We start from the raw sequence: 26,737 nt of genomic DNA on the forward strand, positions 1-26,737 counted from the left end.
ACTCTAACCCAGATGGGTTTACCCTATTGCTGCTAGTCATCCCCCCTTTCGGGTTTCGACTAAACGAATCGCACCTAGCTTTTTCATTTTAACTCTTTTTTGACACATTCGCAAAAGTGAGATGCACCCAAGGAAATTAACTGGCAAAGGAATTAAGCCTCACGGAAAAGTGCTTTCTTGGCTTTGTATATCTGTGGTTATATGGAGTAGTAGAACCTCAAACAGGAGAGGGATTTTTTTATGAATTTACGCATCTAGATACAGTATGTTTTGAGAAGTTTTTAGAGCTATTTGCCGCTGCTTATCCGGATGATTTACATATCATCCAACTAGACAAGGGAGGATTTCATAATTCATTGAACCTAAATATACCCGAAAACGTAATTTTATTGTTTCAACCGGCTTATAGTCCGGAAGTGAATCCAATAGAAAGGCTGTGGGGGTATATCAAGGAACAATTGAAATGGTTGAGATTTGATGGCATAGAAGAATTGATAGAGACAGTGCAAAAAGAGTTAAAAAAGCTGACTAACGAAGTGATTGCTTCTTTGACGGGATATCCATTCATATTAGAGGGTCTATCTGTAGCAGGAGTTTAGGAAACTGGTATTATCCCTGGCGAAAACTTTACACCAAATGGGAATTCCTATTTCGGTCGAACCTTCAACAATAGCATCTCATCTCAACCGCAATTCGACAGCAGAAGAAAACGACCTGCTAGCGAAGTGGATGAACACCACACCCTCAGATTTATTTCAGATAAAATGGTCTCATTACTGGAAACCTTATTTTTTAAAAGAACTCAAGGGACATCTCAATTTAGAACTTTTTGCTATCAATTACGAATTCGCCAAAAACACTGATGATTATGATTACTGGATTGACGATGCTGTCAATAACTTATCCCACAAACTAGCCGTCAGCCAATACTCTAAAAACGTTTTAATAAAAGCTGGATGTCCGGTGGCCAACGTATCAGTCATGCCTCTAGGTTTCAATCTTTTAATCTCGCAACTCTATTTTCCCAGACCACAAAAAACCAGGAAGATATAAAGTATATTCTGCACATCACCAATTCTTTTGATTTGTATAGATTTGGCATGGATCTTGCCATTCAAGCTTTTTGGAAAGAGTTTAGAGATGATTCTAACGTAGAGTTAATAATCAAAGATGGTGGCAAACATCCAGATGTTATAGTGGAGCATCTCGTAAATATCGAAAAACAATTCGGCAAGTTCAAGTCAAGAATTCGGATAATCCCTAAATTTTGTAATAAAGCAGAACTAGCTGATTTCTACTTGTCAGCCGATGCTTTTTTAGCTCCCTTTCGCGGCGAGGGTTTTGCCATTAAAATTTTGGATGCCTTTGCAGCAGGTTTGCCCCTCGCTATGACTATGTACAGTGGCCCGACCGAGTACGCCAATGCTGATAATTGCTATCCCATTGCTTACGATCTAATTCCCGTCGGAAAGTGTTACGATACTCAGTATCTAAAAATCCGAAATGATCCTCATGGGGCAGAACCCAATGTTCAGTCTGTTCGCGAACAATTGCGAAAAATTGTGGAAGAGCCGATGCGTTTTCAGGTAGCTCACAAAGCTAAAGAGACGGCGGATTTATTTAATTGGGAAGCTGCCACTCAAAAATTGTTAAGATTAATGCGATAGTTGTTTTAGGAGCAGAAATTATGGGACTCGAACGCAAAATGTTTAGGGGAATGTTTTCGCCCGGGGAGGTTGTACGATTGAAACAGCCTTGTTTTACTCCCGGGCGATTGTTTGAGCCAGGAAAATATAAAGCTGATGAGTTGCCGGATATCGCTTTTGATATGGGTTTGGTAGACCATTTGCCACCAGTCAAAGGCAACAGTTCAGAAAATCTCAATGTTCTGAACCCACCAGCTCAAGACCTTGAGGAATAAACTGCCGTTTGCAGTAAGGACTTCAGTCAAAAAAAATCTCCTTTGTAGTAAGGACTTTAGTGCTGAAAATTAAAATAAATAATCAAAGACTCAAGTCCTGACTGCAAAAAAGATAAAGCCAATTTAACCATTTTCTTCTATCTGGGCAATTAACTCTTTCAAAACTTGACTAGCTTTGTCGTTCTCAATCTGACAAGTTCCGGCATTCTGGTGCCCACCGCCGCCATATCTTAACATTAACTCCCCAATATTAGTTTGAGAAGTTTTGTTAAAGATTGACTTGCCAACTGCGAGAACAGTATTTTGTTGTTTCAGTCCCCAAAGTACGTGAATCGATATATTGCACTGAGGGAACAAAGCATAAATTACAAAACGATTTCCCGCATAAATCACCTCTTCGTTACGCAAATCCAAAACAACTAAATTATTATAAACTTTGGCGCATCGCTGTATTTGCTCTTTAAATTTTTCTTCTTGCTCGAAGTAGAGGTCTACTCTTTCTTTTACATCCGGAAGCTGCAAAATTTCATCGATGGTATGATTTTTGCAGTAATCGATTAACTGCATCATTAACTGATAATTGGAGACCGTAAATTCTTTAAACCTTCCCAAGCCCGTTCTGGCATCCATTATGAAGTTTAACAACACCCATTCTTGCGGATGCAGAACCTCTTCTTGGGCAAATTGAGCAGAATCTGATTTGTCAACGGCAGCCATCATCGCCTCAGAAATATCAGGAAACTTTGCTGGGCCTCCATAATATTTGTACAGTACCCTAGCTGCTGAAGCTGCATAGGGATCGATGATGTGGTTAATTTTGATTTTCTCGTGTCTAAGAGTTTCGCTGAAATGGTGATCGAAAGCTAGATGAACTCCCTCAACATAGGGTAAATTGGTGCTAATATCGTTATTTGTTATTTCGATTTTCCCATCCTGCATATCTTTCGGATGCACGAATTTAATCTCGTCGATCATATCGAGTTCTTTGAGCAAAACGGCACAGACAAGACCGTCAAAATCGCTGCGGGTGACTAATCTGTATTTTTTAGTGAGTGGCATATGCTTATGTGATGCGGAGGAACTGATCACCAGCTAATATAACGTATTACCCGATCGCTTTCCAATATGAACGCAGACCCTTACGCTTGGATAGAGAAGGCCCTGGACACAGTTCGCCGTGCCGATTGGTATCGATCGCCAGAATCGATCGAAAGTTCCCCTGGGCCGGTGGTAAAATTAGCAGGCCGTCGGCTGATTAACTTTGCCAGCAACGATTATCTCGGGCTTGCGGGCCATGACAGGTTAATTCAAGCTGCTATGGGTGCAACTAAGGAATTTGGTACGGGTGCGACAGGTTCAAGGTTGGTTAGCGGACACCGCGATTTGCACCGACAGCTAGAACAAGCTATTGCTAATTTAAAACAAACTGAAGATGCTTTAGTATTCAGTTCGGGATATTTGGCGAATCTAGGGGCGATCGCATCCGTTGTCGGCAAGCGCGATTTGATATTATCTGACAAGTACAACCATTCGAGCCTGAAAAACGGAGCTATACTCAGTGGTGCAACTGCCCTAGAGTACAGTCACTGCAATCTTGAGGATTTAACGGCAAAGTTAGAGAAAAATCGCGCAAGATACCGCAAGTGTTTAATTATTACCGATAGCGTCTTTAGCATGGATGGGGACTTGTGTCCGCTACCGCAGTTGTTGGCTGTGGCCGAAACCTTTAACTGCATGGTATTAGTAGATGAAGCTCACGCTACAGGAGTTTTCGGTGCTAGCGGTGCCGGTTGTGCAGAACATTTCGGGTGTACGGGAACACCGCTGATTCAAGTGGGGACACTCAGCAAAGCTTTGGGAAGTTTAGGTGGTTACGTTGCGGGCTCTGCTGCTTTAATTGATTTTCTGCGTAATCGAGCTCCGAGTTGGATTTATACTACAGCATTGACGCCTGCTGACGCGGCGGCTGCTTTGGAAGCTGTGAGGATTGTACAGCAAGAACCAGAACGCCGAGTTCGGTTGCGACAAAATATCGAAACTTTCAAATATTGCGCGATTACCAATCACCAATTACCAATTAGCAATTCCCTCTCCCCTATTTTCAGTCTTCCGTTAAAAGATGCAGCCTCCGCTTTAACAGTCGGCAGCAAACTCAAGGAGATGGGTATTTTTGCTCCGGCGATTCGGCCTCCGACTGTAAGCGTCAGTCGAATTCGGATTTCGCTGATGGCAACTCACGAGCTCGCACACCTTCAGCAGTTGGTAGAGGCGCTGGAGGAAGTTTTGAGTTTTGAGTAAATGTTGGGTACGTCATAAGTACCTTACCCTTTGAGTAAATGTTGTGAGATGGGGAGAATTTTTACTTCGGCCTTCTGCAGCTCTAGGCTTCTGCAGCTCTAGCTTTCGGCCTTCGGCAGCTCTAGCGTTCTGCCTCTTTTTTTGATTGTCAAGATATCGCTATTGACTTATGACAAATCTTATACAGGAGTTTGGTCGATCGGTCAACAACTGTAAATTTTTTGTAAATTTAGATACTTTTTGAAATTTAGCGCTATATTAGAGAAGTAGCAGGTACACCAAATTTAATATAAGGAACGTCCACCATGAACACAAATCGTCAAAACGTAAAAAAAGTAGCAGAAACCCACCGCGCTAACATTCACAAGCAACTGATGCACCGCATAGAAGTAGCGAGATCCAGTGGCAATCAAGATTTGGTTCGGGTGCTTGAAGAGGAAATGAGACAGCTTTAAAGAAGCTGCAACTAGAATTTGCCGTAGTTTGGTTTAGAGGGTTGTGCGAGAAATGCAGAATTCCGGCAACCGCTACCTGTGAACTTTTGACTCCTCTCTTAGTTGGTAGGAAAAACCCCGGTTTCTTGAAGAAACCGGGATTTTTTATTGAGAAGGAAGAAGAAAGAAGGAAGAGGGAACACTCCTGCACGCACAAACTCTATCTTTAGGGTCCGCCTCAGCCCACAGAGTCTGTACCAATAGCGGATTGAACCATTCATTTTTTGCGTAAGTTCTGAAGTCAGAACGAAGAAGCAAGAGGGAAAAACAAGACTTACGCTGCATTCCTTCTATTTTGACACTATCTGTAGTAGTAAGGTGCGCCGAGGCCCACTCTACTAATTAACTACAGGAGTTACGCAATTGGCAGATGGTGAGGGCGTGATCACCGCCTCACCCATCACTTTAAGCAGTCTGGGGCACTGACAAGTGGACAGTCGCGACTAACAACCCAACTCAATCCAGCACGAATAACGTACACTCATATGTGTGCTATTCCTTGGAAAATTGAGCAATTTCCTAGGAAATCAAGCAACTAAGGGGAAATAATATTGCCAGTGCCGTCAAGCTATAATTCCCAGAAATCATATTGCTTGCCATGAACTTGGGTGGGGTAGGCGCTCAAAATTTTAGCCGATAAAACTCGTCAAACAATATATCAAATTAAACTCGGCTGCTATCAAATTATTTAATTGAGCAACTAAAACTTGCCGAAGTTCCCATATTTATTGTCTAATTTTTGGGTGCTGGTAGACAAAGGTGTGACAGTTGCATAAATCCTGCCCAATTTCTCTGTAATGCCTGAAGTCCCTAAATACCCAACGGGTTAGGCGAAGCCATCAACGGCAGTGCTAAAAAAACACAAAATTAGCAACACTCAGAAGTTAGAAATAAAATGTAATAAGATAATATTGAATAGGGATTGAGATAGATTTTCATGGTTGACTGGGAATGGCAGCTTAGCCAAAATTTAAGGCTAGCAACCATTATTAACAGAAACAAGTTTAGATATATAAACCTGAACATTGGGTAGCGACTGCAATATCCAAAAAATATATAGGTAAAATTGATGGCGACAGACATCCGAGACCAGCCGGAAAACGGCTACCATTCAGAACCAACTCAGCCTTCCCCAACAGAAAATCTTAGTAGGCGATCGCCCATGCGCCTCCAGAGAAGCCTGAGTTCTATTGAAAGCTGGGGCTTTGGCCTGAGCGGTCATATCGCATGGGTAACGATTGCACCACCAATGTACGCGGCTCTGGGCCCAAATGCCATTTTCGTCTGGCTGCCCGCAGTGCTGTTGGGGGTAATGCTGAACCTGCAAGTGAAACGCTTAGGGGAACATTGGCCAGAAATGTCCGGGGGAACACCCAACTATATCACCAGGCTACTGAGGAACTATCCCTCTCTGGGTCGCTATGCGGCGTTCGCTTACTTCCTGAGTTGGGTAGTATATCCATCAGTGAATGCGATCGTCATCACAGACCTCATCCAAGCTAACCTGGAACCCTTGGGCATTCCGTGTCCCAGAACAATTCTCATAGTTGGATTCACGCTGATCGCTTATATTGTGGCATTTAGCGGCACTCGCGCCCTAGGAATACTGCACGCATTTTTCGTGTTCCCAGCAATTGGATTTCTACTGGTGTTTGGCATTCAAGGGATGGGATGGTTAGCTTTATCTCCAGAGAGTCCCGGACTTTTCCCCAGCAGTTGGCCAAGCTTAACCTTTGTGGACTGGGCTAAGTGGTCATGCTTCGCGATCTACGCTACTTGCGCCTGCGAAACCGCTTCTTCCTTTGTCGCCGACAGCCGTCGTCCCAGTGAAACTTTGCGGTTTCTGAACTTAGCTGCTGCGCTAATTGTGCCGATATTTCTAGCCAACTCCTGGGTACTAATGCGCTTAGCCACCGCTGAAGGACTGGGGGAAGACTCGTTTAAGAATTTATTAGCAGCCGCCGTACCATTTTGGGGCCCGTCAGCTTCATTAATCGTGACACTGTTGCTGGCTTCAAGCTGTTTTCTAGCTTGCGCCACTGCGGTTTCTAACTCTCCCCGAATGTTGTACCAACTCGCTTTAGATGGATATGTTGCACCCGTGTTTGCGATCGTTTCCCGACGAGGTGTTCTGCAACCGGGCTTGATATTTTGCGTTTTAATTAATTTGATCGCTTTACTTTGGATAGATCTAACTCGGCTATTGGTGATTGGTTCTGTTGGCTTCGTCGTAATGTTGATCTCACTCAATCTCGGACTCTGGCTGCAGCGAGGCTCTCCAGAAGTGCGATGGCCTTGGTTGGCATTAGGCTTCTTGATGTTTGATGGTGTGGTGTTGCTGGTTGGAGGCTTAGCTTGGAGTCGGGAAGATGTGCTGATTGGGTTGCTGTTTCCTGCGGTTGTTTTCGTAGTGGATGCGGCTATCCGTCGCATTCCCTTTGCACCGTTTCATCCAGAGTGGTGGATTAAGCGTTATCGGCAAGAGCGCAAGAGCTTGATACCAGATTTTGTGGCGTTTCAGGTTGTAGTCGTGATTTTACTGATTTCTAGCGCCGCTACGGTCGGCTGGTTGTTTGGTATCCCCTTAGAGGCTAACTCAAGTCTTGCCTCTAATCTTTTGGTAGTGCTAGTGTTGAGTATCACCTTTGTCGGGGTAGCCGTTGCCTGTTGGACGAGCCTATCCCAGGTTGTCTTAATGGACGAGGCACGAGAGGGAGCACAACAGCTTTTTACCATTGCCCTAGATGCTATTGTAGTGCTGGATGAAAAAGGTGTAATTCGTCAGACTAATCCCGCTGCTGAAAGCCTCTTCGGAATAGATATTACAAGGCTCATTGGGTCTTACCTGAACAAATTACTACCCGGATTAGCGGCTCAGCCAGAGCAGTGGCTCAGTCGCAGCGAACACACCCTCAACTTACCCAATGGAAACTCGCGCATCCTGGAAGTTGCTATCTCAAACAGATTCTCTCAACAAGCTTCTCTTTCCAATCAGGATCTCCAAGAATATGTGGCGATCGTGCGCGATATCACCGATCGCAAGCAAGCCCAAGAAGCACTGCAAAAAGCTAATGAGGAACTAGAAATCAAAGTCAAGGAGCGTACATCTGAACTCACCCATACTGTGCAGCAATTGCAAAATGAGATTGAAGAGCGCCAGCGGATAGAAGCAAATCTCAGAGCTATGCAAAATCAAATTGTTGTCCAAGAAAAACTAGCTTCTCTGGGCAGTTTAACCGCAGGGATTGCCCACGAAATCAGAAACCCCTTAAACTTTGTCAACAATTTCTCAGAACTTTCGGCTGAATTAACAGAAGAACTGTTTGAAAAAATTGAAAATCAAGCAGAACGTTTAGATCCCGAAACCAGTGAGGATATTGCCGAGCTATTAACCGATCTCACAGCTAATCTAAAAAAAATCAATCAACACGGTCAAAGAGCAGACAAAATCGTTGGCAATATGCTTTTGCATTCTAGGGGACAAAGCGGTCACTGGGAAGCTACAGATATAAATAGTTTATTAGCCGAATATATCAATCTAGCCTATCACGGGATGCGAGCCAAGGAAGCTGCTTTTAACATTACCATAGAAACCGACTACGACAGTGATATAGGCGAAGTAGAGGTCGTGCCACAAGACATCGGCAGGGTTTTTCTTAACATTATTAGCAATGCTTGCTATGCAGCCTATAAAAAGCAGCAAGAAATCGGACAAGAATTTTCACCGCTGCTTGACGTTAGAACTCGAAATCTTGGTGACGCGATTGAAATCCGCATTCGCGATAATGGCTCAGGTATAAAACCGGAGGTACTCGATAAAATTTTCAATCCCTTTTTTACTACAAAACCCCCAGCGGAAGGTACTGGTCTAGGTCTTTCGATCAGTCAGGATGTTATTGTCCAGCAACACCGAGGAGAACTCAAAGTCGAAACAGAAGTTGGAAATTACACAGAGTTTGTAATCATATTGCCCCAAAAAAGTAGCAGAAATTAAGGAGTTCAAAAAATGAAAGTAATGGTTGTAGACGACGAAGAAGATATCCAGTCACTGTTCAAGCAGAAATTTAGGAAAGAAATCAAAGCCGGGCAAATTCAATTTCATTTTTGCCTGTCCGCAGAGGCAGCTTTGAACTACTTAGGAAACCAGGATGAAGCGTCTATTGTATTGATTTTATCGGATATTAATATGCCAGGAATGAATGGGCTAGAACTGCTCAGGATTCTCAAAGAAAAGTTTCCAGATTTAAAAGTTTTTATGATTACGGCTTATGGAGATGAGAGAAATTACCAAACCGCAATGGCTTATGGAGCTGATGACTATATTACTAAGCCTGTTAATTTTGATACACTCAAAAATAAAATACTCAATTTGGAGTAAACTCACAAGGAAACATATTGGGTAATTGGTAATGGGTAATTCCTAATTAAAAGCAGTACCTCAGTCGAGTTAAAATTGCTCGATTGCATTTTCCTTCTGTGCTTCTGGAGCGCTAATTTTTTATGAGTTTTAATAGTCACTGAAACATTAATATGTCAGCAAAAATACTGTTTGTGGATGATGAACTAGATTTAGAATCTCTAATTTCCCAGAGATTTAGAAAAAAAATACGCGCCGAAAAATGGCAGCTTTTTTTTGCCCATAATGGCGTACAAGCGCTGGAAAAATTGAAAGAACGCCTGGATATAGATATAGTAGTGACCGACCTTAATATGCCTGAAATGGATGGTCTGACTTTACTCTCTCAAATTAATCAGATAAACCTCCCCCTCAAAACAATAGTTATATCAGCCTATAGCGACATAAAAAATATAAGAAATGCGATGAACTTCGGTGCTTTTGACTTTCTAACCAAGCCGATAGATTTTCAGGATTTAGAAATTACCCTCAACAAAACCCTGCACGAGGTGCAACAGTTAAAAGAAAATCAGCGCTTGCGGGAGTCAGAAGCTCGCGCTAGAGAAGAAGCTCAGCATTTACAGAACTGTATGCAAGACCTACAAAAGACCCAAGCTCAACTGATTCAGACCGCAAAAATGTCTTCTTTAGGTCAAGTGGTTGCGGGGATTGCCCATGAAATCAACAACCCCGTCAATTTTATCTACGGCAATATCAGCCACGTCAGTGATTATATTCAAGACCTACTCCACCTGCTGCATCTCTATCAGCAGCAGTACACTCCTCCCAGTTCGGAGATTCAAACTGAAATCGAAGCCATAGATTTGGAATTTCTGATAGCAGATTTACCCGCAATTCTGGCTTCGATGAAAGGGGGTGTTGACCGCATTCAGAAGATTGTTTTGTCTTTGCGTAACTTCTCAAGGTTGGATGAAGCTCACATAAAGCCTGTTGACATTCACGAGGGGATAAAAAGCAGCCTGATGATTTTGCAGAATCGACTTCACACAAGGGCAGGGCGTCCAGAGATTCAAGTGATCGAGGACTACAGCGCTCTGCCTTTAGTCGAATGCTATGCTGCAGAAGTAAACCAGGTGTTTATCAACATCCTTTCTAATGCGATTGATGCTTTGAAGGAGTACAACAAACAACGGTCACTAGAGGACATCCGCGCTTGCCCGCTGGCCATTACTATTCGCACTTTTCTGCTAGAGGAAAAATCCCGTGTCGTCATTCAAATTCTGGATAATGGGCCGGGAATGACCGCCCAGGTGAAAGACCGTATTTTTGAACCATTTTTTACTACTAAGCCTGTAGGTGAGGGTACTGGTTTGGGTCTCTATATCAGCTACCAAATTGTACAGGAGAAGCATGGGGGCGCATTGAAGTGTTTTTCAGAGGTGGGGCAGGGAACAGAGTTCTGGATTGAAATTCCAATCAGACAAACGAGGGCGACACTCACCCTTAGCTAATCCATCGACTTTTACCAAACTCAGAGCCTATTCTAGCCATCCGGTTTGCCCTTGCAGAAACCAGCCTTTTCATTACTCCTGAAATAATCTATAATAGGACGTAAAGTAGATAAAAATTACTCGTTGGATAAGTTAATGAACCCCAGGAGTTCAAAAAATGTCGCCTACAACCGAAATGGCTCTCCAGATGCCAGCTAAAATATTATTTGTGGATGACGAGCCAGATTTAGAAACTTTAATTTGCCAGAAATTTAGACAAAAGATCCGCACAGGAGAATACCAAGTTTTTTTTGCACACAATGGTGTAGAAGCGCTTTCAACGTTGCGAGAGCAGCCGGATATAGATATTATACTGACAGACATTAATATGCCAGTCATGGATGGCATGGCTTTGCTCGCGAAACTTAACGAGCTAGTTACTCTGGTCAAAACAGTAGTTATATCTGCCTATGGCGACTTGGGAAATATCAGAAAGGCAATGAACGGCGGGGCATTTGACTTTTTGATTAAGCCAATCAATTTTCAGGATTTAGAAATTACAATTAACAAAACTTTATGCCATGTGCAACAGCTAAAGGACAACGAGCGCGCCCGCCAGGAAAGAGAGGAGAAATTACGGCAATCGGAGGCGCGAGAGCGAGAAAAAGCCATCCAACTAGAACTGGCACTGCAAAATTTACAGCGCACTCAGTCTCAGCTTATTCAGACTGAGAAAATGTCGAGCTTAGGACAACTAATTGCAGGTATTGCCCACGAAATTAATAATCCCGTTAACTTCATCTATGGCAACTTAACTTATGTCGCGGATTACACTCATCAGCTATTGAGTTTAATCACGCTTTACCAGCAGCACGATGCCGATAAATACCCTGAAATCGAAGCTTTAATTGAGCAAATAGAGCTGGAATTTATCAAAGAGGATATGCCTAAAATGCTGTCTTCGATGCAATTGGGGGCAGAACGTATCCGTCAGATTGTGGTGACTTTGCGGAACTTCTCGCGCCTAGACGAAGCTGAGATGAAACCCGTTAGTATTCATGAGGGAATCGATAGCTCTCTAGTAATTTTGCAGAGTCAGCTCAAGGCTAAGCCGAATTGTTCGTCTATTCAAGTTATTAAAGAATACGGAGATTTGCCACAAATAGAATGTTATGCCTGTCAGTTGAATCAGGTATTTATGAATTTGCTAAGCAATGCCATTTATGCCTTGAATCACTATGATAAAAAACTCAGCCCTGAGCAAATTAAAAACGAGCCTAGGACGATTACGATTTCTACTTCTCTGCTGAATTGCGAGTCGGTAAGAATCAGTTTTAAAGATAATGGCCCGGGGATGACAAGCGATGTAATAAATCGGCTATTTAATCCTTTTTTTACAACTAAACCTCTGGGTGATGGCACGGGCTTGGGATTATCGATCAGCTATCAGATTGTGGTGGAGAAGCACGGCGGAGATTTGAAGTGTTTTTCGCAGCCAGATCGAGGTTCAGAATTTGTGATTGAGATTCCGATTAGGCAGAGCGAGCGGGTAGAGATGAAGGCGAGTTAAGGGGAATAAAATTGGCTAAAAGAACGCGAAATGCGTACAAGTCAAGCTTATTCGTTGTGCGAATTGAGGGGCGGAAATTTACACCTTTGGTAGCGGTAGCCTGCGGCATCGCACTCAGCGGGAGTGAAAGTAAATACCAGATTTTAAGTCGTTTGTCAGCTTGTCAGGGTCGCGGACTGGTTAAGGTGAGGGCGCGATCGCGCCCTCACCTTAACCAGTTGCGTAACTCTTGAACTAATAACTAATGACTAATGATTACCTTCCTCCGACTACAACATTTTTAATCCGCAGATGAGGGCCACCGACGCTTACGGGCAAACCACTCTGGCCATTTTTACCGCAGCCGCCGTAGGCATAAACCGAGTCGTTTCCTATAGACTCAATATCCTTTAAAGTCTGAAATACATTGCCGCTTAAAGTGACATCGCTCACCGGTTCGGCTAATTTGCCGTCGCGAATCATGAACCCTTGAGCCGCCGCAAAGGTAAACATTTCGCCGTTGGTTTGTCCTCCCAACATCCGCACTGCATAAACTCCTTCGTCAATGTCCGCAACCATTTCGTCAAAAGAATGTTCGCCAGACTCGATCGCAGTATTAGTCATCCGCACCAAAGGCATAAAAGTAGCACTCAGAGCTCGGGCATTTCCCGTCGGACTTTCGCCCATTTTGCCCGCAGTCTCGCGATTGTGCATTCGAGCCGCTAAAACTCCATTTTTAATTAAATGCTTGCACTGAGCAGGCACGCCTTCGTCGTCGTATTTCAAAGTTCCCGGCAATCCCGGTACAGTTGCGTCGTCAATTACATTCAATTGTTCGATCGCCACAGGCTTGCCCAAAGTCAACAATTCCTGCATTTTCGGGTTTTCGTAAATGCCGTCTGCTTCCGACAAATGCCCGAAAGCTTCGTGAATAAACACCCCCGACAAATAAGGGTCTAAAATCACCGGATACTGACCGCCTTTCACCGATTTTGCCTCTAGTTGGCCCACAGCTCGAACGGCCGCACTTTTAACACGATCTTCAATATTTGTCAAGACATCGTAATCCGATCGCGAGTGAATCGACTCAAACCCTTGGCGGACGACACCGCCCTCGCCGCGGGCGATCGCTCCGAAACGGCCGGTCACGTCCAAGCGCTCTTGAGCGATGCAAGTACCTTGAGAATTCACAAAATAAGTAATCCCAAATCTGTCGCTGTAACCTGCGATTGTCGTCTGAATTCGCGGGTCATAATCTAACAGCAACTGATTGTAAGATTCGAGCAATTTCCGCTTTTCGGCTAGAGTAATAGAGCGCGGGTCGCGACCCAATTCCACCGCTACATAATCTTGAATCGGGGTGACATCTGCTAGTTGAGTTTTTTCGCTGCCAACCAAACGAGACTGCACTACAGCTTCTTCAATGCGGTTTTTTAACTCAGCTAAACCGTTAAAAGTTACAAAACTCCAGCCACCTTTGTGACAGGCGCGGATGCCGCCGGCGAGACTAAAACTTCGGTTGACAGCATCTAACTGAGGGCCGCGAAAACTAATCGCAGTTGACTCGCTTTGTTCGAGGCGAACTTCTAAATAATCTACGCGATCGCGGTAAGGTGCGATCGCTTCCATCAACTGTTCTTGCATCAAATTGCCCCTATGAATGATTAGCCGTAGCGCTGAAAAAAATTATTGCTAACCTTATTTTAGCTAATAACTCCCGTCTTTCGGGTGCGCGCTGCCCCACCCCTGTGGTGCGGGAGCATGGCGCGCCCTACCCGATAAATGACGAGTCGCCAGAAGCCGATAGGGGCAGCACCCTATCCGCTGCGAGGATTTGACGAGTGGAAAATACGACCTTGAAATATAAAATTCAAATGCACAACAGCTTAGAAAACAACAAACTCGCGCCCGCTTGCCAAAAGCCCGGTATCCCCAAAAGCTTGCCTTTGTTTAGAGAAGTCAAACTAAACTAAATCTATCTAAAGACTTAAAAAAATACCTTAACCCCCGGCAGATGGCATACTTTAAGGTTAAAAAATTCCAAATTTCACCGTATTTAGCAGCAATTTCGGCATCAATAGCAATTTTGGTCGGAGTTAGCATTTTAGATCGATCGGAACAGCGGCGGTTTTTTCACTACAACCGCGCTAGCACCCTCGATCGGCTCAGCACAGTCCGTTCTAAGCTGGAAGGCTCTTTGAATTCCCGCCTGTTTTTGATGCGGGGCTTGGGGGCTTACCTTTCCAACAACCCAAACATCACTGAAGCCGAGTTTACAGCGACGGCGAGAATTCTGGTGGCACAGCAACCGGGTATTCGCGCCATAACTTTAGTTAAAGGCACGACGGTCGCTTACATTTATCCACAGGAGGGAAATGATGCGGTGATCGGGGTTGACTTGACGACGCTACCCGAACAGCGACCAATGGTCAAAGAGGTCATCCGAACCAGAAAAACTTTGCTAGCCGGGCCCGTGAAATTATTGGAGGGAGACGAGACGTTCATCAGCCGATCGCCGATTTTTCTCACACCCTCCGGCGCCGAGCCTGAAACAGGAGTTTACTGGGGCTTGACAGGTCTAATCATCGACAAAAATTCCCTGATTGAGGAAGCAGGACTCAACGACTCCTCAGGGAAGCTCCAATACGCTCTGAGGGGCAAAGACGGGAAGGGAGCATCCGGCCCTGTGTTTTTCGGTGACGGGTCAATTTTTCAGCACAATCCCGTGCTGCTGGAAGTAACTTTGCCCAACGGTTCCTGGCAGTTGGCAGCAATTCCGGCGGGAGGATGGACTGCGAATTCGCCGTTTCGGGGCTGGCTGCTTTTTGGAGGCGGCTTGCTGGCACTTTTGACCGGGGTCGCAGTTTTTAGCTGGGTGTACGGCCGTGCGAAACTGCGTTCCAGCGAAGTTAAGTACCGGCAATTAGTTGAGAATGCTAACAGCATGATTGTGCAGTTAGACAGTGAAGGCAAGATTACTTTTTTTAACGAGTTTGCTGAAACTTTTTTCGGGTATTCAGAAGCAGAAATCATCGGCAAAAGTGCGATCGGCACAATTATACCCAAAACAGATTTATTTGAAAGTGACCTCGCGACAAAGATTCGAGACTGTTTGGCACAGCCGGAAAAATACTTCCAAAACGAAAATGAAAGCATCCGCAGCAATGGGGAAAGGGTGTGGATAGCGTGGACAAATAAACCTTTACTCGATGCGAAGGGGAATTTTGCAGGACTGCTTTGTATCGGGACGGATATTAGCGATCGCAAACAAGCTGAAATCGCCCTCCAAGCTTCGGAATCGGAACTTCGAGCTTTGTTCGCTGCCATGAACGACGTAATTTTTGTGATTGATATTGAGGGACGTTATCTGAAAATTGCGCCCACAAATCCCGAACTTTTATACAAACCGTCGGCGGAACTTATAGACAAAACTCTGCACGATATCCTGCCACAAGAAACAGCAGATTTTTTCCTCAGTCAAATTCAACTTACCGCCGACACAAAACAGACCCATTCCATAGAATACAGCCTGCAAATAGACCACCAAGAAGTTTGGTTTGTCGCTAACATTTCTCCAATGCAGGAAAACACTTTTATTTGGATAGCCCGCGACATTACGGAGCGCAAGCAAGCTGAAAGTTGGTTGACCGGTCAAAAACAAATTTTAGAAATGATTGCTAAGGGGGCAAATCTTGGCGCTACTTTAAATAGTTTAGTTGAAATTATCGAGCAGCAATCTAGAGATGTCATGGGTTCGATATTGCTTCTCGCTCCAGACGGCCAACATTTGCTGCACGGAGCAGCGCCCAGTTTGCCCGACAGTTACAATGCTGCTATTCATGGCATAGCCATCGGCCCGGATGTCGGTTCCTGTGGCACTGCTGCCTTTAGCCGCCAACAGGTGATCGTTACAGATATTGCCAGGGATCCTTTGTGGAAAAATTTTCGAGATTTAGCCTTGAGTTTTGGACTGAGAGCTTGCTTGTCTACTCCTATTTTTTCATCTCAGGGTCAGGTTTTGGGAACTTTTGGAATGTATTATTCTCAACCACGCAAGTCCCATTTTTTTGAGCTGCAATTGATAGAGGCGATCATAAACTTAGCAGGAATTGCGATCGAACGCAAACAAGCAGAAGAAAGTCTCAAACAACTCAACCAAGAACTAGAAGATAGAGTCAAACAGAGAACTGCTCAATTGATGCAAACTGAAGAACGCTGGCAGTTAGCACTCAAAGGCAACAATGACGGCATTTGGGACTGGAACTTGCAAACAGGTGAACTTTTTGTGTCAGAGCGCTTTAAGGAAATCACTGGTTACGAAGATAGTGACATTAGCGATTACAATAACAAATGGAATAAGAGTTTACATCCCGATGATTTAGCGATTTCTCAGCAACTTCTTCAAGAACACTTGGAGAGAAAAACGCCGCATTACATCACCGAATACCGATTGTGGTGCTACAACATCGCCTACAAATGGATATTGAGTCGCGGACAAGCTTTGTGGGACGCATCTGGAAAAGCGGTCCGCATGGTTGGTTCAATTACTGACATTACGGAGCGCAAAAAAGCAGAGGAAGCACTGCAGGAAAGCGAGGCCAAATTCCAAAAGCTGTCTGCTAATTTGCCTGGAATCATTTATCAATTTTTGTTATGTCCAGATGGCTCTTTTAGTTTTCCTTACATAAGTGCTGCTTGCCGAGAACTTTTTGAGTTAGAACCAGAAGATGTTCTGAAAAATGCGGCTTTGGTCACAGATTTGATTCATCCCGAAAACCGCCAAAATTATGACGAATCTGTTGCTATTTCAGCCCTAAATCTGCAACCGTCGCAGTGGGAAGGACGGATGGTGCTACCTTCCGGCAACATTCATTGGTTTCAGATAAATTCGCGTCCTGAAGCTAAAGAAAATGGCGATATTCTTTGGGACGGCATCGCCGTTGATGTTACCGATCGCAAACAAGCTGAATTAGCTTTGCAAGAAAGCCAGCAGTTTATTCAAAAAGTAGCATCAGCTACTCCCGGTATTTTGTATCTCTACGACTTAGAAGAAGAGCGAAATATCTACACTAATACTTCAATGCTCGCGCTTCTGGGCTATACCACCGACGAAATTACAGCGATGAATTCGTCACTGATGTCTCAGTTAATACACCCCGAAGATTTGCCTAAAATTGTGAAACATCACGCCAGCTTTGCAGGAATTGAAGATGGCGAAATTAGGGAAATTGAGTACCGGGTACGGGCAGCAGATGGTCAATTTTTGTGGATGCAAAGCCGGGATACTATTTTTAGCAGGAATGTTGACGGTCAGGCTCAGGTAATAATTGGATTTTGCCAGGATATTACGACTCGCAAGCAAGCAGAGGAAGCACTGCGACAAAGCGAGGCGCGAGAAAGAGAAAAAGCTCGAGATTTAGAGTCAGCGCTGCAGGAATTGCGCTCTACTCAAACTCAGCTAATCCAAACTGAAAAAATGTCTTCTTTGGGGCAATTAGTTGCTGGAATTGCACACGAGATTAATAATCCCGTTAACTTCATTTACGCTAATATTGATTATCTAAACCAGTATACAAAACAGTTGCTTGAACTGGTGAGTCTTTACGAACATGAGTATCCCGAACATAATTCAAAAATTGTGGAGCGCATTCAAGAGATAGATTTGGATTTCATGGCTGAGGATTTAAGAAAACTTGTGGGTTCAATGCAGGTAGGAACCGAGCGCATCCGCCAAATTGTGTTGTCCCTCAGAAATTTCTCACGACTGGATGAATCCGCAATGAAGTTGGTCGATATTCACGTGGGGATTGAAAGCACTTTGTTAATTTTGCAGCACCGCTTGAAGAGTCGGGACAGCCGCCCGGAAATTGAAGTAATTAAGGAGTTTGGAAACCTGCCACTGGTGGAGTGCTATGCGAGCCAACTGAATCAGGTGTTTATGAATATTATTGCTAATGCAATTGATGCTATTGAAGAACGATATCACCAGTTATCGGTTCCACCATTAGAGACCAAGAGTGGCCGCATTACTATTTCCACTGATGTAACCACCCAGAACACTGTGAGGGTAGAAATTTCGGACAACGGTACGGGCATTCCCGATGGGATAGTTGATCGAATTTTTAACCCGTTTTTTACTACGAAAGCTGTGGGGAAAGGTACGGGGTTGGGAATGTCTATCGCGCACTCGATTGTGGTAGAAAAGCACAAGGGCAAGATTGGCTGTATTTCGTCCATAGGATGCGGAACAAATTTTAAGATTGAGATTCCGATCCACCAAGTGTATAAATAGTATGGTGCGTCACTCGATCTTAGATTTTAGATTAGAGATTGACTCCACAGTGGTAGGGGGGGTTAGCAATTCTTAATTTTCAGGCGCGGAGCGATAAGCTGACGCACCCTACAAGTTAACGACTAAAATAGACTGAAGCTGCTAAGGCAGCGGTGCTGCATCAAACCTTTAATTGTATAAAAATTGACATGATGGGATTAATCCTGGAAGCGCTGCAAGCAATGGGACACAATGTCCGTTGGATGTCTTGGAATTTGTTTTTGAGTTTAGTACCGCTGGGCCTGAGTTTTTGGCTGTTCCGCAAACCTCGATCGCGCTGGCTGCTGTGGGGTACGGGCATTCTCCTGGGCGCTACTTTTTTGCCCAGTACGCGCCATGTTTTTAACTATCTGAAGCACATTGTGCAAGATGTAGGAAAAACTTACCTTTTGGGCGCGATCGCGATTACGCTGGCACTGATGGCTTTAGACATCTGGGTACTGCGGCAGCGCGGAGTTCGCTCTCTCCGCTGGTGGGGCGGTTTTTTCTGGTTTATCGCATTTTTGCCCAATGCGCCCTACGTTTTAACTGATATCATTCACCTGATTGAGCAGATTAAAGAGGGGAACTCGGTATGGACTGTGACTCTAGCTTTGATCCCGCAGTATCTGGCGTTTATGCTGGTCGGGTTTGGGGCTTACGTGCTGTCGGTGATGAATTTGGGTTACTATTTGAAGCAACAGGGTTGGAGTAAATTTATCCTGGCAACAGAGATAACTATACACGCACTTTCGGCGATCGGAATTTATTTAGGGCGATTTATCCGCTTCAACACTTGGGATATTCTTACTAACCCGGATGCGCTAGTTAACACAGTAATGAACGATTTGATAGGTAAGCGTCCGGTTTTAGTAATGGCTGTAACTTTTGTAGTAATTGCTGTTTTGTATTGGGTAATGAAACAAGTAATTTTAGGAATTAGCCAGCGATTTTACAGCAGTAAATTGCAGTCGGCGTTGTCCGGCGAAAGCGCCACTGCTTCTGATCCCATCGATTTAAGATTTTAGATTTGAGATTAAAGGATTGACTCCACAGATGAATCTAAGAGCTTGAACTAAGATCCCAACTTTTTTCTCTCCACCAGTTAACTCGGAAAACAAGTTTCCGCCTGGGGGTGAGACAAATTTTTTCGCGAAACTCCGAAATAAATTACTGCTGCGGTTTGTCACAAGACTTGATATGTTAAAAAAGTCAAAGTAGTTTTGTAAACAGCAAAGATGAATCGATTTGACCGTCAGTTGTGGCAGAGATTTATTGCGATCGCTCAACCTTATTTTTATCCTTTAGAGCCTGGGGGTAGCAGAATCTTTTTAGGATTAGTAGCGCTGTTGTTGATATTTCTTTTCGCTGCGATGTTTGTGTTCGTCAGCGCTGTATGTTTGGGTACTCAAGTCTTATTTCCCGAGGCTTTTAACGGGGTTGCGGCTGGCTTAGCTACTTTGATCACAGGAATTATATACTCACCGAGAATTACGATCGTTGGTTTAATGTTAATTCTCCCGCTGGTTGCTTTTGTCTTTTTCAGAAGCAAGTTGATACCGCGCTGGAAGCAGTGGGTAATGTTAGCTCTGCTGCTATTTTTGTCACTGTCTGTTAGCGGAATTAACGTAGTGATTAGCTATATTAGTAATTTTTTCACGACAGCACTAGCTGAAAAAGATCAGATTACTTTTTGGCGGTTTATGTGGGTTTATGCTGGAGTTTTTATTATCGCTACCCCGATAGTTGTTATTTATGGCTATACCCAAGATAAACTGGGATTGTACTGGCGAGAGTGGATGAGTGAGAGTTTCCTGGGTAGTTATTTTCAAAACCGCGCTTATTACGAAATCAATTCTCAGAAGGAAATCGACAATCCCGACCAACGGATTGCTGAAGATATCCAATCTTTCACGAACACAAGTTTAGAGTTTTTGCTGCTGATATTGGGGGCAGTGATCGATATTATTTCTTTTACAGGTATTCTGTGGTCTATTTCCAAAGGTCTTTCGATCGGGCTAATTATTTATGCTGTCTTTGGCACGACAGTTATGGTAATTTTTGGCAAAAGGTTGATATTTTTGAACTTCAATCAGCTCTCCAAAGAGGCTGACTTTCGCTATGGATTGGTTCACATTCGGGACCATGCAGAATTAATTGCTTTTTACCGAGGAGAAGCACAGGAATCTGTTCAGGTGAAACACCGATTTTTAAAAGCAGTTCGGAATTTTCATTTACTAATTGGTTGGCAGCGGAATTTGGGATATTTTAGAGTTGGCTATAGATATGCAACTTATATTATTCCCTCTGTATTCCTGGCTTCTATCTACTTTGCCGGTGAGATCAGATACGGCGATATTACTCAAGCTGAATTTGCTTTTCGTCAGGTTTCAGAAGCGTTTTCTTTGGTTGTATATAGGATTGAAAGCTTGAGTTTATTTGCAGCGGGAATTAATCGTTTAGCCACGTTTAATGAGTTTTTAAGGGATGAAAAAAGTGCTGTTCAACTAGACTTAAGAACAATCGATACAGTTATAAGTTCGCAATTGACACTGGAACACGTTACTTTAGATACTCCCCAGCATCAAAAAACTTTAATTAGAGATTTGTCGGTAGCCGTGTCGCCCGGTGAAGGACTGTTAATTGTAGGTCAAAGCGGTGCTGGGAAAAGTTCTTTACTGCGGGCAATTGCGGGCTTGTGGCAATCGGGAACCGGCCGTTTGGCGCGGCCGGAATTGGAGGAAATGCTGTTTTTGCCGCAGCGTCCTTATATGATTTTGGGTAGTTTGCGATCGCAACTTCTCTATCCCAACAGCAGCAGCGAGGTTGATGAGGAAAAATTGCGCCGCGTTTTGGCATCAGTAAACTTAGCCGATTTGCCGGACAGATTGGGCGGTTTTGATGCGGAGTTAGATTGGGGTGAGATTTTGTCGCTGGGAGAACAGCAACGTTTAGGTTTTGCTAGATTGTTATTGACGGAACCGAGATACACTATTTTGGATGAGGCGACAAGTGCTTTGGATTTGAAGAACGAGCAACATTTATACGAGCAGTTGCAAGCCACTAAAACTACGTTTGTGAGTGTCGGCCACCGATTGAGTTTAGTGAAATATCACCAGCAGGTTTTGGAACTTATGGGCGATGGGAGTTGGCGGCTGCTTTCGGCCCAAGAATACCGCGCTAGTGCGACAAATTTTGGCTGATACAGCGCTGCTTTCCAAAATTGTAAATTTACCCGGTTTTTGGTTCGCCGTGGGTTGTGGTGCGGGTGGAGATTTATGGTTTGGTGCCATAAATTAAGCGCCGCGCCTCCACTCTACAATAGGTTTTACCGGTAGGAAATAGCAACAATTAATGCAGATTAACTCCCCGTTTCTCATACCATCTTAGATTAAAGAATTAAAGAATTGGGAATGACTGATTGTGTATTGGTTTGGAGTATGGGCCTAGAGTTGCATTTTTTTAAACTGGTATCACAATCGATAATTGGGTATAAATATCTAAAACTGCCCAAACAACAAAAAGCAAGCTGAACGTTGGTAGATTCGATTCAATTGCTCGCCCGCGAGAACTCACACAATATAATAGAAGATAGATTTTTAGTATAGACGAGATTCCTACCTTGACTACTCCGATTCCTCAAAACTTTGTGCAAACGATCGCCAAACAGCGCGGTGTCACAGATGCCGAGTTAGAAACTGTGTTTATGGCTCTCGACGGTCAATCTACAGCGACGATCGCCACAAAGCTTGGCATTAGCGACATCGCCGTTCGCAAAAGACTTGGCGAAGTTTACAAAAAGTTTCAGATCGGGGGGAACGGCCCTGGAAAGCTTTCGGAATTGAGGCATCAGTTGCTGTTTTCATACCACATCGCTCAGGGAACGAGCGATTTTAGTGGAGGTAAAGGTTCTCTATTGAAGATGGCGATTGGACACCGACAGGAAGATTGGGGTCAAGCACCGGATGTTTCGGTTTTTTACGGACGGACTGAAGAATTAACTACTTTAAAGCAGTGGATTGTATCAGATAATTGTCGCCTAATAGCGCTGCTTGGTTTGGCTGGTAGCGGCAAAACAACTCTGTCGGTGCAGTTGGCAAAACAGGTACAGAATGAGTTTGATTTTGTGATTTGGCGATCGCTGCGATCGACACCCGCACCATCCGACTTCCTAGGGAGCTTAATTCAACTTTTTTCTAACCCACAAAAACCCGATGTGCCGTTAGCGGAGCCATCGAAGAGGATCGACCTCAACAGCAAAATTTCGCGTTTGGTCGAGTATTTGCGAAAACACCGCTGTCTGGTAATTTTAGACGATTTTGAAGCGGTTCTCAGACCAGAAGAATTAGCGGGACACTACCGCGAAGGCTGCGAAGGATATCGAGATTTAATTGTGCGGCTCTGTGAGGTCAATCACAATAGCTGTTTACTGCTAGTTAGTTCGGAAGAACCTACAGAACTGGCTTTGCTGGCGGGAGAAAAAGTGCGGTCTTTAAAACCTGCTATTTCCGAGGAAATAGCGCGGGAAATTTTCCAAGAAAAAGGTTTGTCGCCTCAAGATCAAGAGTTGGAAATCTTGTTATCCCGGTACGGAGGCAATCTGTTAGCATTAAAGATTGTAGCGACAACAATTAACGAGTTTTTCGAGGGAAATGTTTTAAAGCTTTTGGAAGCAACGGCGTTATTTATTGAAGAACATATCAGCAATTTGCTGGCGCAGCAGTTCGAGAGAATGTCGAGTTCTGAACAAGAGATTGCCTACTGGATTGCTATTGCTCAAAGCCCGATTTCCCTAGCGAATTTGCGAGAGAAGCTCTTGGTCAATTCATCGCTTTCAGATTTGCTAAAAAATCTCGATTCTCTGGGTCGTCGCTCGCTGATTGACAAAATCAGTGAGGGCGGCGAAACAGTTTTTATGCTTCAGCCTTTGATAGTGCAATATGTGACCGACAGATTAGTCGAGCAGATTCGAGCGGAGGTTTTGGAAACGGTTAAGACCCAAGGAATAGAAAGAATGGGGCTGTTGAAAACTCACAAATTGAGCATCAATATTGCTAAACGGAAAGGGGATAAAGGCGAGGGAAGTCGCTCTATTTTAGCATTAGTAAAAACTCGGTTGCAAGTGTTGTTTGTGAATACGACAGGCTCTGAAGAACCGCTAAATATCTTGAATAAAGTTGCCTCTGACCTGGAGGAGAAATCCATTCTTGAGGTGGGATATGCTAGGGAGAATCTGGCGCAGATTATTTCAGAAATTCAGCGATAAGAAAAAAGCGATCGCCCTTTGACAAAAGCGATCGCCCAATTTTCAACAAAAACAGAATTCGATAAAATTATTTGACAATGCCAAAAACCGATGCAGATTCAGACCGTGTAATTTTGTCCAAAGCCGGCGATTTTTGAGCTTGGGCAATTTTGGGAACCAAAAGTTGATTCGCATAAATCCGAGGATTTTGTTGAGCGATTTGGATGTAAGATTGGCGGACTTCTGCGTTGACTGCGACAGTCTTGGCATCGTAGACTTGCATCGCCATGTTGGGATAAAAACCAATGCCGACAATCGGTATCAAAAAGCAAAATGCGATCGCCACTTCCCGAGGTTTAGCATCAATAAACGGTGCATCACCCGGCAAAACGCAACTATTACCAAAACAAACCGCTTCATCCAGATTGTTTCTCTGATTCTGCAAATTTAGATCTTCAAGGTCGCAAGCCGCTAGTGTCCCACAGTTGTAAAATAACTGTCGCAGCATCGAGAGCAAATAAATCGGCGTCAAAATCAGTCCCACTGCCGCCAGGAAAACTGTCACCGCGCGGAAAGAACCGCTGTACATATCGCTAGTTGCGACGCCCACAAACACGGACAATTCGCTAGCAAAACCGCTCATTCCGGGGAGTGCCAAGGATGCCATCGCGCCTGCGGTAAACAAGGCAAACACTTTCGGCATGACTTTCCCAATCTCGCCCATCTCGTCCATGATCATTGTATGGGTGCGATCGTAAGTAACGCCAGCCAGGAAAAACAATACTGAGGCGATTAAACCGTGGGAAATCATTTGCAACAGCGCCCCGTTGATTCCCAAATCCGTGAAGGAAGCAATACCCAACAACACGAATCCCATGTGAGAAATCGACGAATTCGCTAGGCGGCGCTTCATGTTCGATTGGCCGAAGGAATTCAGCGCGCCGTAGATAATGTTGACCACGCCGAGCACCGCCATAATCGGTGCAAAGTAAACGTGTGCTTGGGGAAGAAGTTCTAAATTCAGGCGAATCAGTCCGTATCCACCCATTTTCAGCAATACGCCTGCCAGAATCATCGACACAGGAGAAGATGCTTCACCGTGGGCATCAGGTAGCCAAGTGTGGAAGGGGAAAATCGCCAGTTTCACACCGAATGCAATCAGCAATCCCGCATAAAGCAGTAATTCTAAACCCAGTGGGTAATCCTTCAAGCCTAGTTCTACCATGTCGAAGGTGGGGGTGCCTCCGCCGTAGAATGCCATTGCTAAGGCAGCTATCAAAATAAAGATGGAAGCGCCTGCGGTGTAAATCAAGAATTTGGTAGCTGCGTAGCGGCGGTTTTGTCCGCCCCAAATCGAGATGAGGAGGTACACCGGAATTAGTTCTAGTTCCCAGACAATGAACAGTAGCATGATGTCTTGGGCGACGAACACTCCTATTTGTGCCGAGTACATCACTAGCATCAGGAAGTAGAAGAGTCGTGGCTTGCGATCGACTTCCCATGCAGCAAAAATAGATAGAGTCGTCACCAATCCCGCCAACAGTACCAGCGGAACTGACAGTCCGTCAACGGAAACAGACCAGTTGAGACCTAAAGAAGGTATCCAGGAATATTGTTCTACGATTTGGAAACTAGAGATGCTTGGATCGTAATGAGTCCAAAACACCCAGCACATTAATACAAAATCTGCAATGCCTACGCCTAGGGCATACCAGCGCACTGTTTTGCCGTCTGTATCGGGCAGAAAAGGGATGGCGAGGGAAGCTAGGAGGGGTAGGATGACAATTGCGGTCAGCCAAGGAAATTGATCCGCTATCATGATAGTGAGAAAAAATACTTAGTTGGAATTTACCAAGATTATAATACTAAATTTAATCAAAAATTAAGATTTGTAAATTAATCTTTTTTTTAGAAAGATGGGGAGTACATCAGCTACACACAATTTGCTGCAAAAGTCAAGAAGTTTTTCAATTATTTAGTCCTTAGTTGCTGCTTAGCGGTTGACAATTACCGATGACCGCTTACCCTGTTGTCATGCAGTGCCAAACTGTGGTAAACATTCAGATCGATCGAGATAAAGTCCAGAGTTGTTCGGCAAAAGCTTCAATTAAAGGGAGATACGCCAATTGCGATCGCCATTTTTCCGGTATACCAGATTCTCCGTAAAAAGCCCCCGCCAACTGTCCGTAAACCGCACCCGTGGTATCCGCATCGTCGCCCAAATTCACAGCCAACAAACAGCCTTCAGAAAAAGAAGAACTGTTGTAAAACGCCCAAAGTGCCGCCTCCAAAGACTTGACAACATAACCAGTGCCTTTGATTTCAGGAGGTTGTCGAAGTTTAAAAGAACCCGCCGCAATCTCATCAATCTCTGACACCAGCGGATGTGCTGCCCAATATCCCGAAATCGGACAATATCTTTCAGAAAGCAACACATCTTTAGCAACCCCATTCACAGCCCCCGCAATTAAAGCACCGAAATAACGGCAAGCATCCACACAGGTAGCAGCACCGTGAGTAGTTCTCGAACTTTGTCCAGATTTTTCTATGACTTCCAAAGGATTTGTAGCATAAAACAAAGGCACGGGAGCCAAACGCATAATCGAACCATTTCCAGCAGTCGAAGACTCAGTAGAACCGCAGTAAGGTTTTCTTGTATCTTCAAACTTCCAAAGTGCTTGTTGCACCGTATTGCCAATATCAAAACATTTACCAGTGCTGCTCAAATGTCCGTCTCGCCACCACCGCAAATAAGTTTCTAACTGATGGACTGGATCGAAACCTTGTTTTTCAATCAAACTTTCAGCTAAACAAAGTGCCATCGAACTATCGTCCGTCCACTCGCCCGGTTGCAGTCGAAAGGGGCCGCCGCCAACCATATCGTTAATAGGGGCAAACGTGCCTGGGCGATGGAACTCCAAAGTTGTTCCAAGAGCATCGCCAACTGCTAAACCGAGAAGACTGCCTCGATAACGTTGTATTTGTTGCATAAAGTAATATAGCAATCCTAAATGATTTTCTATATTTATAAACAATCCTAAATAATTTTCTGTGTGTAAGTATATTGACGTAT

The 26,737-nt window shown here is 44.2% G+C and carries 19 protein-coding genes; 15 read left to right on the forward strand and 4 right to left on the reverse strand.

Annotated elements, in window-relative coordinates; all coding sequences use genetic code 11:
• Positions 1-191 precede the first annotated feature (191 nt).
• Genes QUA42_RS25465 through QUA42_RS25480 form a run of 4 tightly spaced genes read left to right on the forward strand, consistent with a single transcriptional unit; the run spans position 192 to position 1,921 of the window.
• On the forward strand, positions 192-599 hold the full coding sequence (locus tag QUA42_RS25465) for a transposase (protein ID WP_333141222.1): 408 nt from the start codon (positions 192-194) through the stop codon (positions 597-599).
• Positions 600-636: 37 nt separating this feature from the next.
• Positions 637-1,053, forward strand: coding sequence for a hypothetical protein (locus tag QUA42_RS25470; protein WP_333141188.1), 417 nt, complete (start codon positions 637-639; stop codon positions 1,051-1,053).
• A gap of 47 nt (positions 1,054-1,100) precedes the next feature.
• The gene (locus QUA42_RS25475) at positions 1,101-1,667 is read left to right on the forward strand and encodes a glycosyltransferase (RefSeq protein WP_333141190.1); all 567 of its coding nucleotides are present in this window, start codon (positions 1,101-1,103) and stop codon (positions 1,665-1,667) included.
• 20 nt (positions 1,668-1,687) lie between these two features.
• The gene (locus QUA42_RS25480) at positions 1,688-1,921 is read left to right on the forward strand and encodes a hypothetical protein (RefSeq protein ID WP_333141192.1); all 234 of its coding nucleotides are present in this window, start codon (positions 1,688-1,690) and stop codon (positions 1,919-1,921) included.
• A 123-nt stretch (positions 1,922-2,044) separates the two neighbouring features.
• Here QUA42_RS25480 and QUA42_RS25485 read toward each other — a convergent pair whose 3' ends face one another.
• Complete coding sequence (locus QUA42_RS25485) at positions 2,045-2,980, reverse strand: exopolyphosphatase (RefSeq protein ID WP_333141194.1); 936 nt, start codon at positions 2,978-2,980, stop codon at positions 2,045-2,047.
• 66 nt (positions 2,981-3,046) lie between these two features.
• Here QUA42_RS25485 and bioF point away from each other — a divergent pair, with 66 nt between their 5' ends.
• The 7 genes from bioF (at position 3,047) to QUA42_RS25520 (ending at position 12,363) form a co-directional block, all read left to right on the forward strand.
• Positions 3,047-4,219 carry an 8-amino-7-oxononanoate synthase gene (bioF, locus tag QUA42_RS25490; protein WP_333141196.1) on the forward strand — a complete coding sequence of 391 codons (1,173 nt, stop codon included), beginning with the start codon at positions 3,047-3,049 and terminating at the stop codon, positions 4,217-4,219.
• Between the two features lie 305 nt (positions 4,220-4,524).
• Positions 4,525-4,674, forward strand: coding sequence for an arginine synthesis PII-interacting regulator PirA (gene pirA / locus QUA42_RS25495; RefSeq protein ID WP_172185012.1), 150 nt, complete (start codon positions 4,525-4,527; stop codon positions 4,672-4,674).
• A 1,108-nt stretch (positions 4,675-5,782) separates the two neighbouring features.
• Positions 5,783-8,707 carry an ATP-binding protein gene (locus QUA42_RS25500; protein ID WP_333141198.1) on the forward strand — a complete coding sequence of 975 codons (2,925 nt, stop codon included), beginning with the start codon at positions 5,783-5,785 and terminating at the stop codon, positions 8,705-8,707.
• A gap of 12 nt (positions 8,708-8,719) precedes the next feature.
• Complete coding sequence (locus tag QUA42_RS25505) at positions 8,720-9,091, forward strand: response regulator (protein ID WP_333141201.1); 372 nt, start codon at positions 8,720-8,722, stop codon at positions 9,089-9,091.
• Between the two features lie 152 nt (positions 9,092-9,243).
• A complete protein-coding gene (locus QUA42_RS25510; RefSeq protein ID WP_333141203.1) occupies positions 9,244-10,581 on the forward strand; it encodes an ATP-binding protein in 1,338 nt (445 codons plus the stop codon).
• A 157-nt stretch (positions 10,582-10,738) separates the two neighbouring features.
• Positions 10,739-12,130: an ATP-binding protein gene (locus QUA42_RS25515; protein ID WP_333141205.1), complete on the forward strand. Its 1,392-nt coding sequence runs from the start codon at positions 10,739-10,741 to the stop codon at positions 12,128-12,130.
• 11 nt (positions 12,131-12,141) lie between these two features.
• On the forward strand, positions 12,142-12,363 hold the full coding sequence (locus tag QUA42_RS25520) for a hypothetical protein (protein ID WP_333141207.1): 222 nt from the start codon (positions 12,142-12,144) through the stop codon (positions 12,361-12,363).
• A gap of 22 nt (positions 12,364-12,385) precedes the next feature.
• Here QUA42_RS25520 and QUA42_RS25525 read toward each other — a convergent pair whose 3' ends face one another.
• Positions 12,386-13,753, reverse strand: a complete 1,368-nt coding sequence (locus QUA42_RS25525) for a TldD/PmbA family protein (protein WP_333141209.1) — start codon at positions 13,751-13,753, stop codon at positions 12,386-12,388.
• 370 nt (positions 13,754-14,123) lie between these two features.
• Here QUA42_RS25525 and QUA42_RS25530 point away from each other — a divergent pair, with 370 nt between their 5' ends.
• From QUA42_RS25530 to QUA42_RS25545, 4 genes are all read left to right on the forward strand, one after another.
• Positions 14,124-18,401 (forward strand): PAS domain S-box protein, encoded by a 4,278-nt coding sequence (locus tag QUA42_RS25530; RefSeq protein ID WP_333141211.1) that lies wholly within the window; start codon positions 14,124-14,126, stop codon positions 18,399-18,401.
• A 188-nt stretch (positions 18,402-18,589) separates the two neighbouring features.
• Complete coding sequence (locus tag QUA42_RS25535; protein WP_333141213.1) at positions 18,590-19,447, forward strand: DUF1361 domain-containing protein; 858 nt, start codon at positions 18,590-18,592, stop codon at positions 19,445-19,447.
• Positions 19,448-19,657: 210 nt separating this feature from the next.
• On the forward strand, positions 19,658-21,622 hold the full coding sequence (locus QUA42_RS25540; protein ID WP_333141214.1) for an ABC transporter ATP-binding protein/permease: 1,965 nt from the start codon (positions 19,658-19,660) through the stop codon (positions 21,620-21,622).
• A gap of 419 nt (positions 21,623-22,041) precedes the next feature.
• Entirely contained in the window at positions 22,042-23,685 is a 1,644-nt protein-coding gene (locus QUA42_RS25545; RefSeq protein WP_333141216.1) for an NB-ARC domain-containing protein, read from the forward strand.
• A gap of 67 nt (positions 23,686-23,752) precedes the next feature.
• On the opposite strand, the gene QUA42_RS25550 is transcribed toward QUA42_RS25545, so the two are convergent.
• On the reverse strand, positions 23,753-25,483 hold the full coding sequence (locus QUA42_RS25550) for an NAD(P)H-quinone oxidoreductase subunit 4 (protein ID WP_333141218.1): 1,731 nt from the start codon (positions 25,481-25,483) through the stop codon (positions 23,753-23,755).
• A 241-nt stretch (positions 25,484-25,724) separates the two neighbouring features.
• On the reverse strand, positions 25,725-26,737 hold a 1,013-nt coding region (locus tag QUA42_RS25555; protein WP_333141220.1), incomplete at its 5' end, for an ADP-ribosylglycohydrolase family protein.

Origin of the sequence: Microcoleus sp. Pol11C2 (assembly GCF_036701505.1) — a bacterium.
In the GTDB taxonomy this organism is placed as follows: Bacteria; Cyanobacteriota; Cyanobacteriia; order Cyanobacteriales; family Microcoleaceae; genus Microcoleus.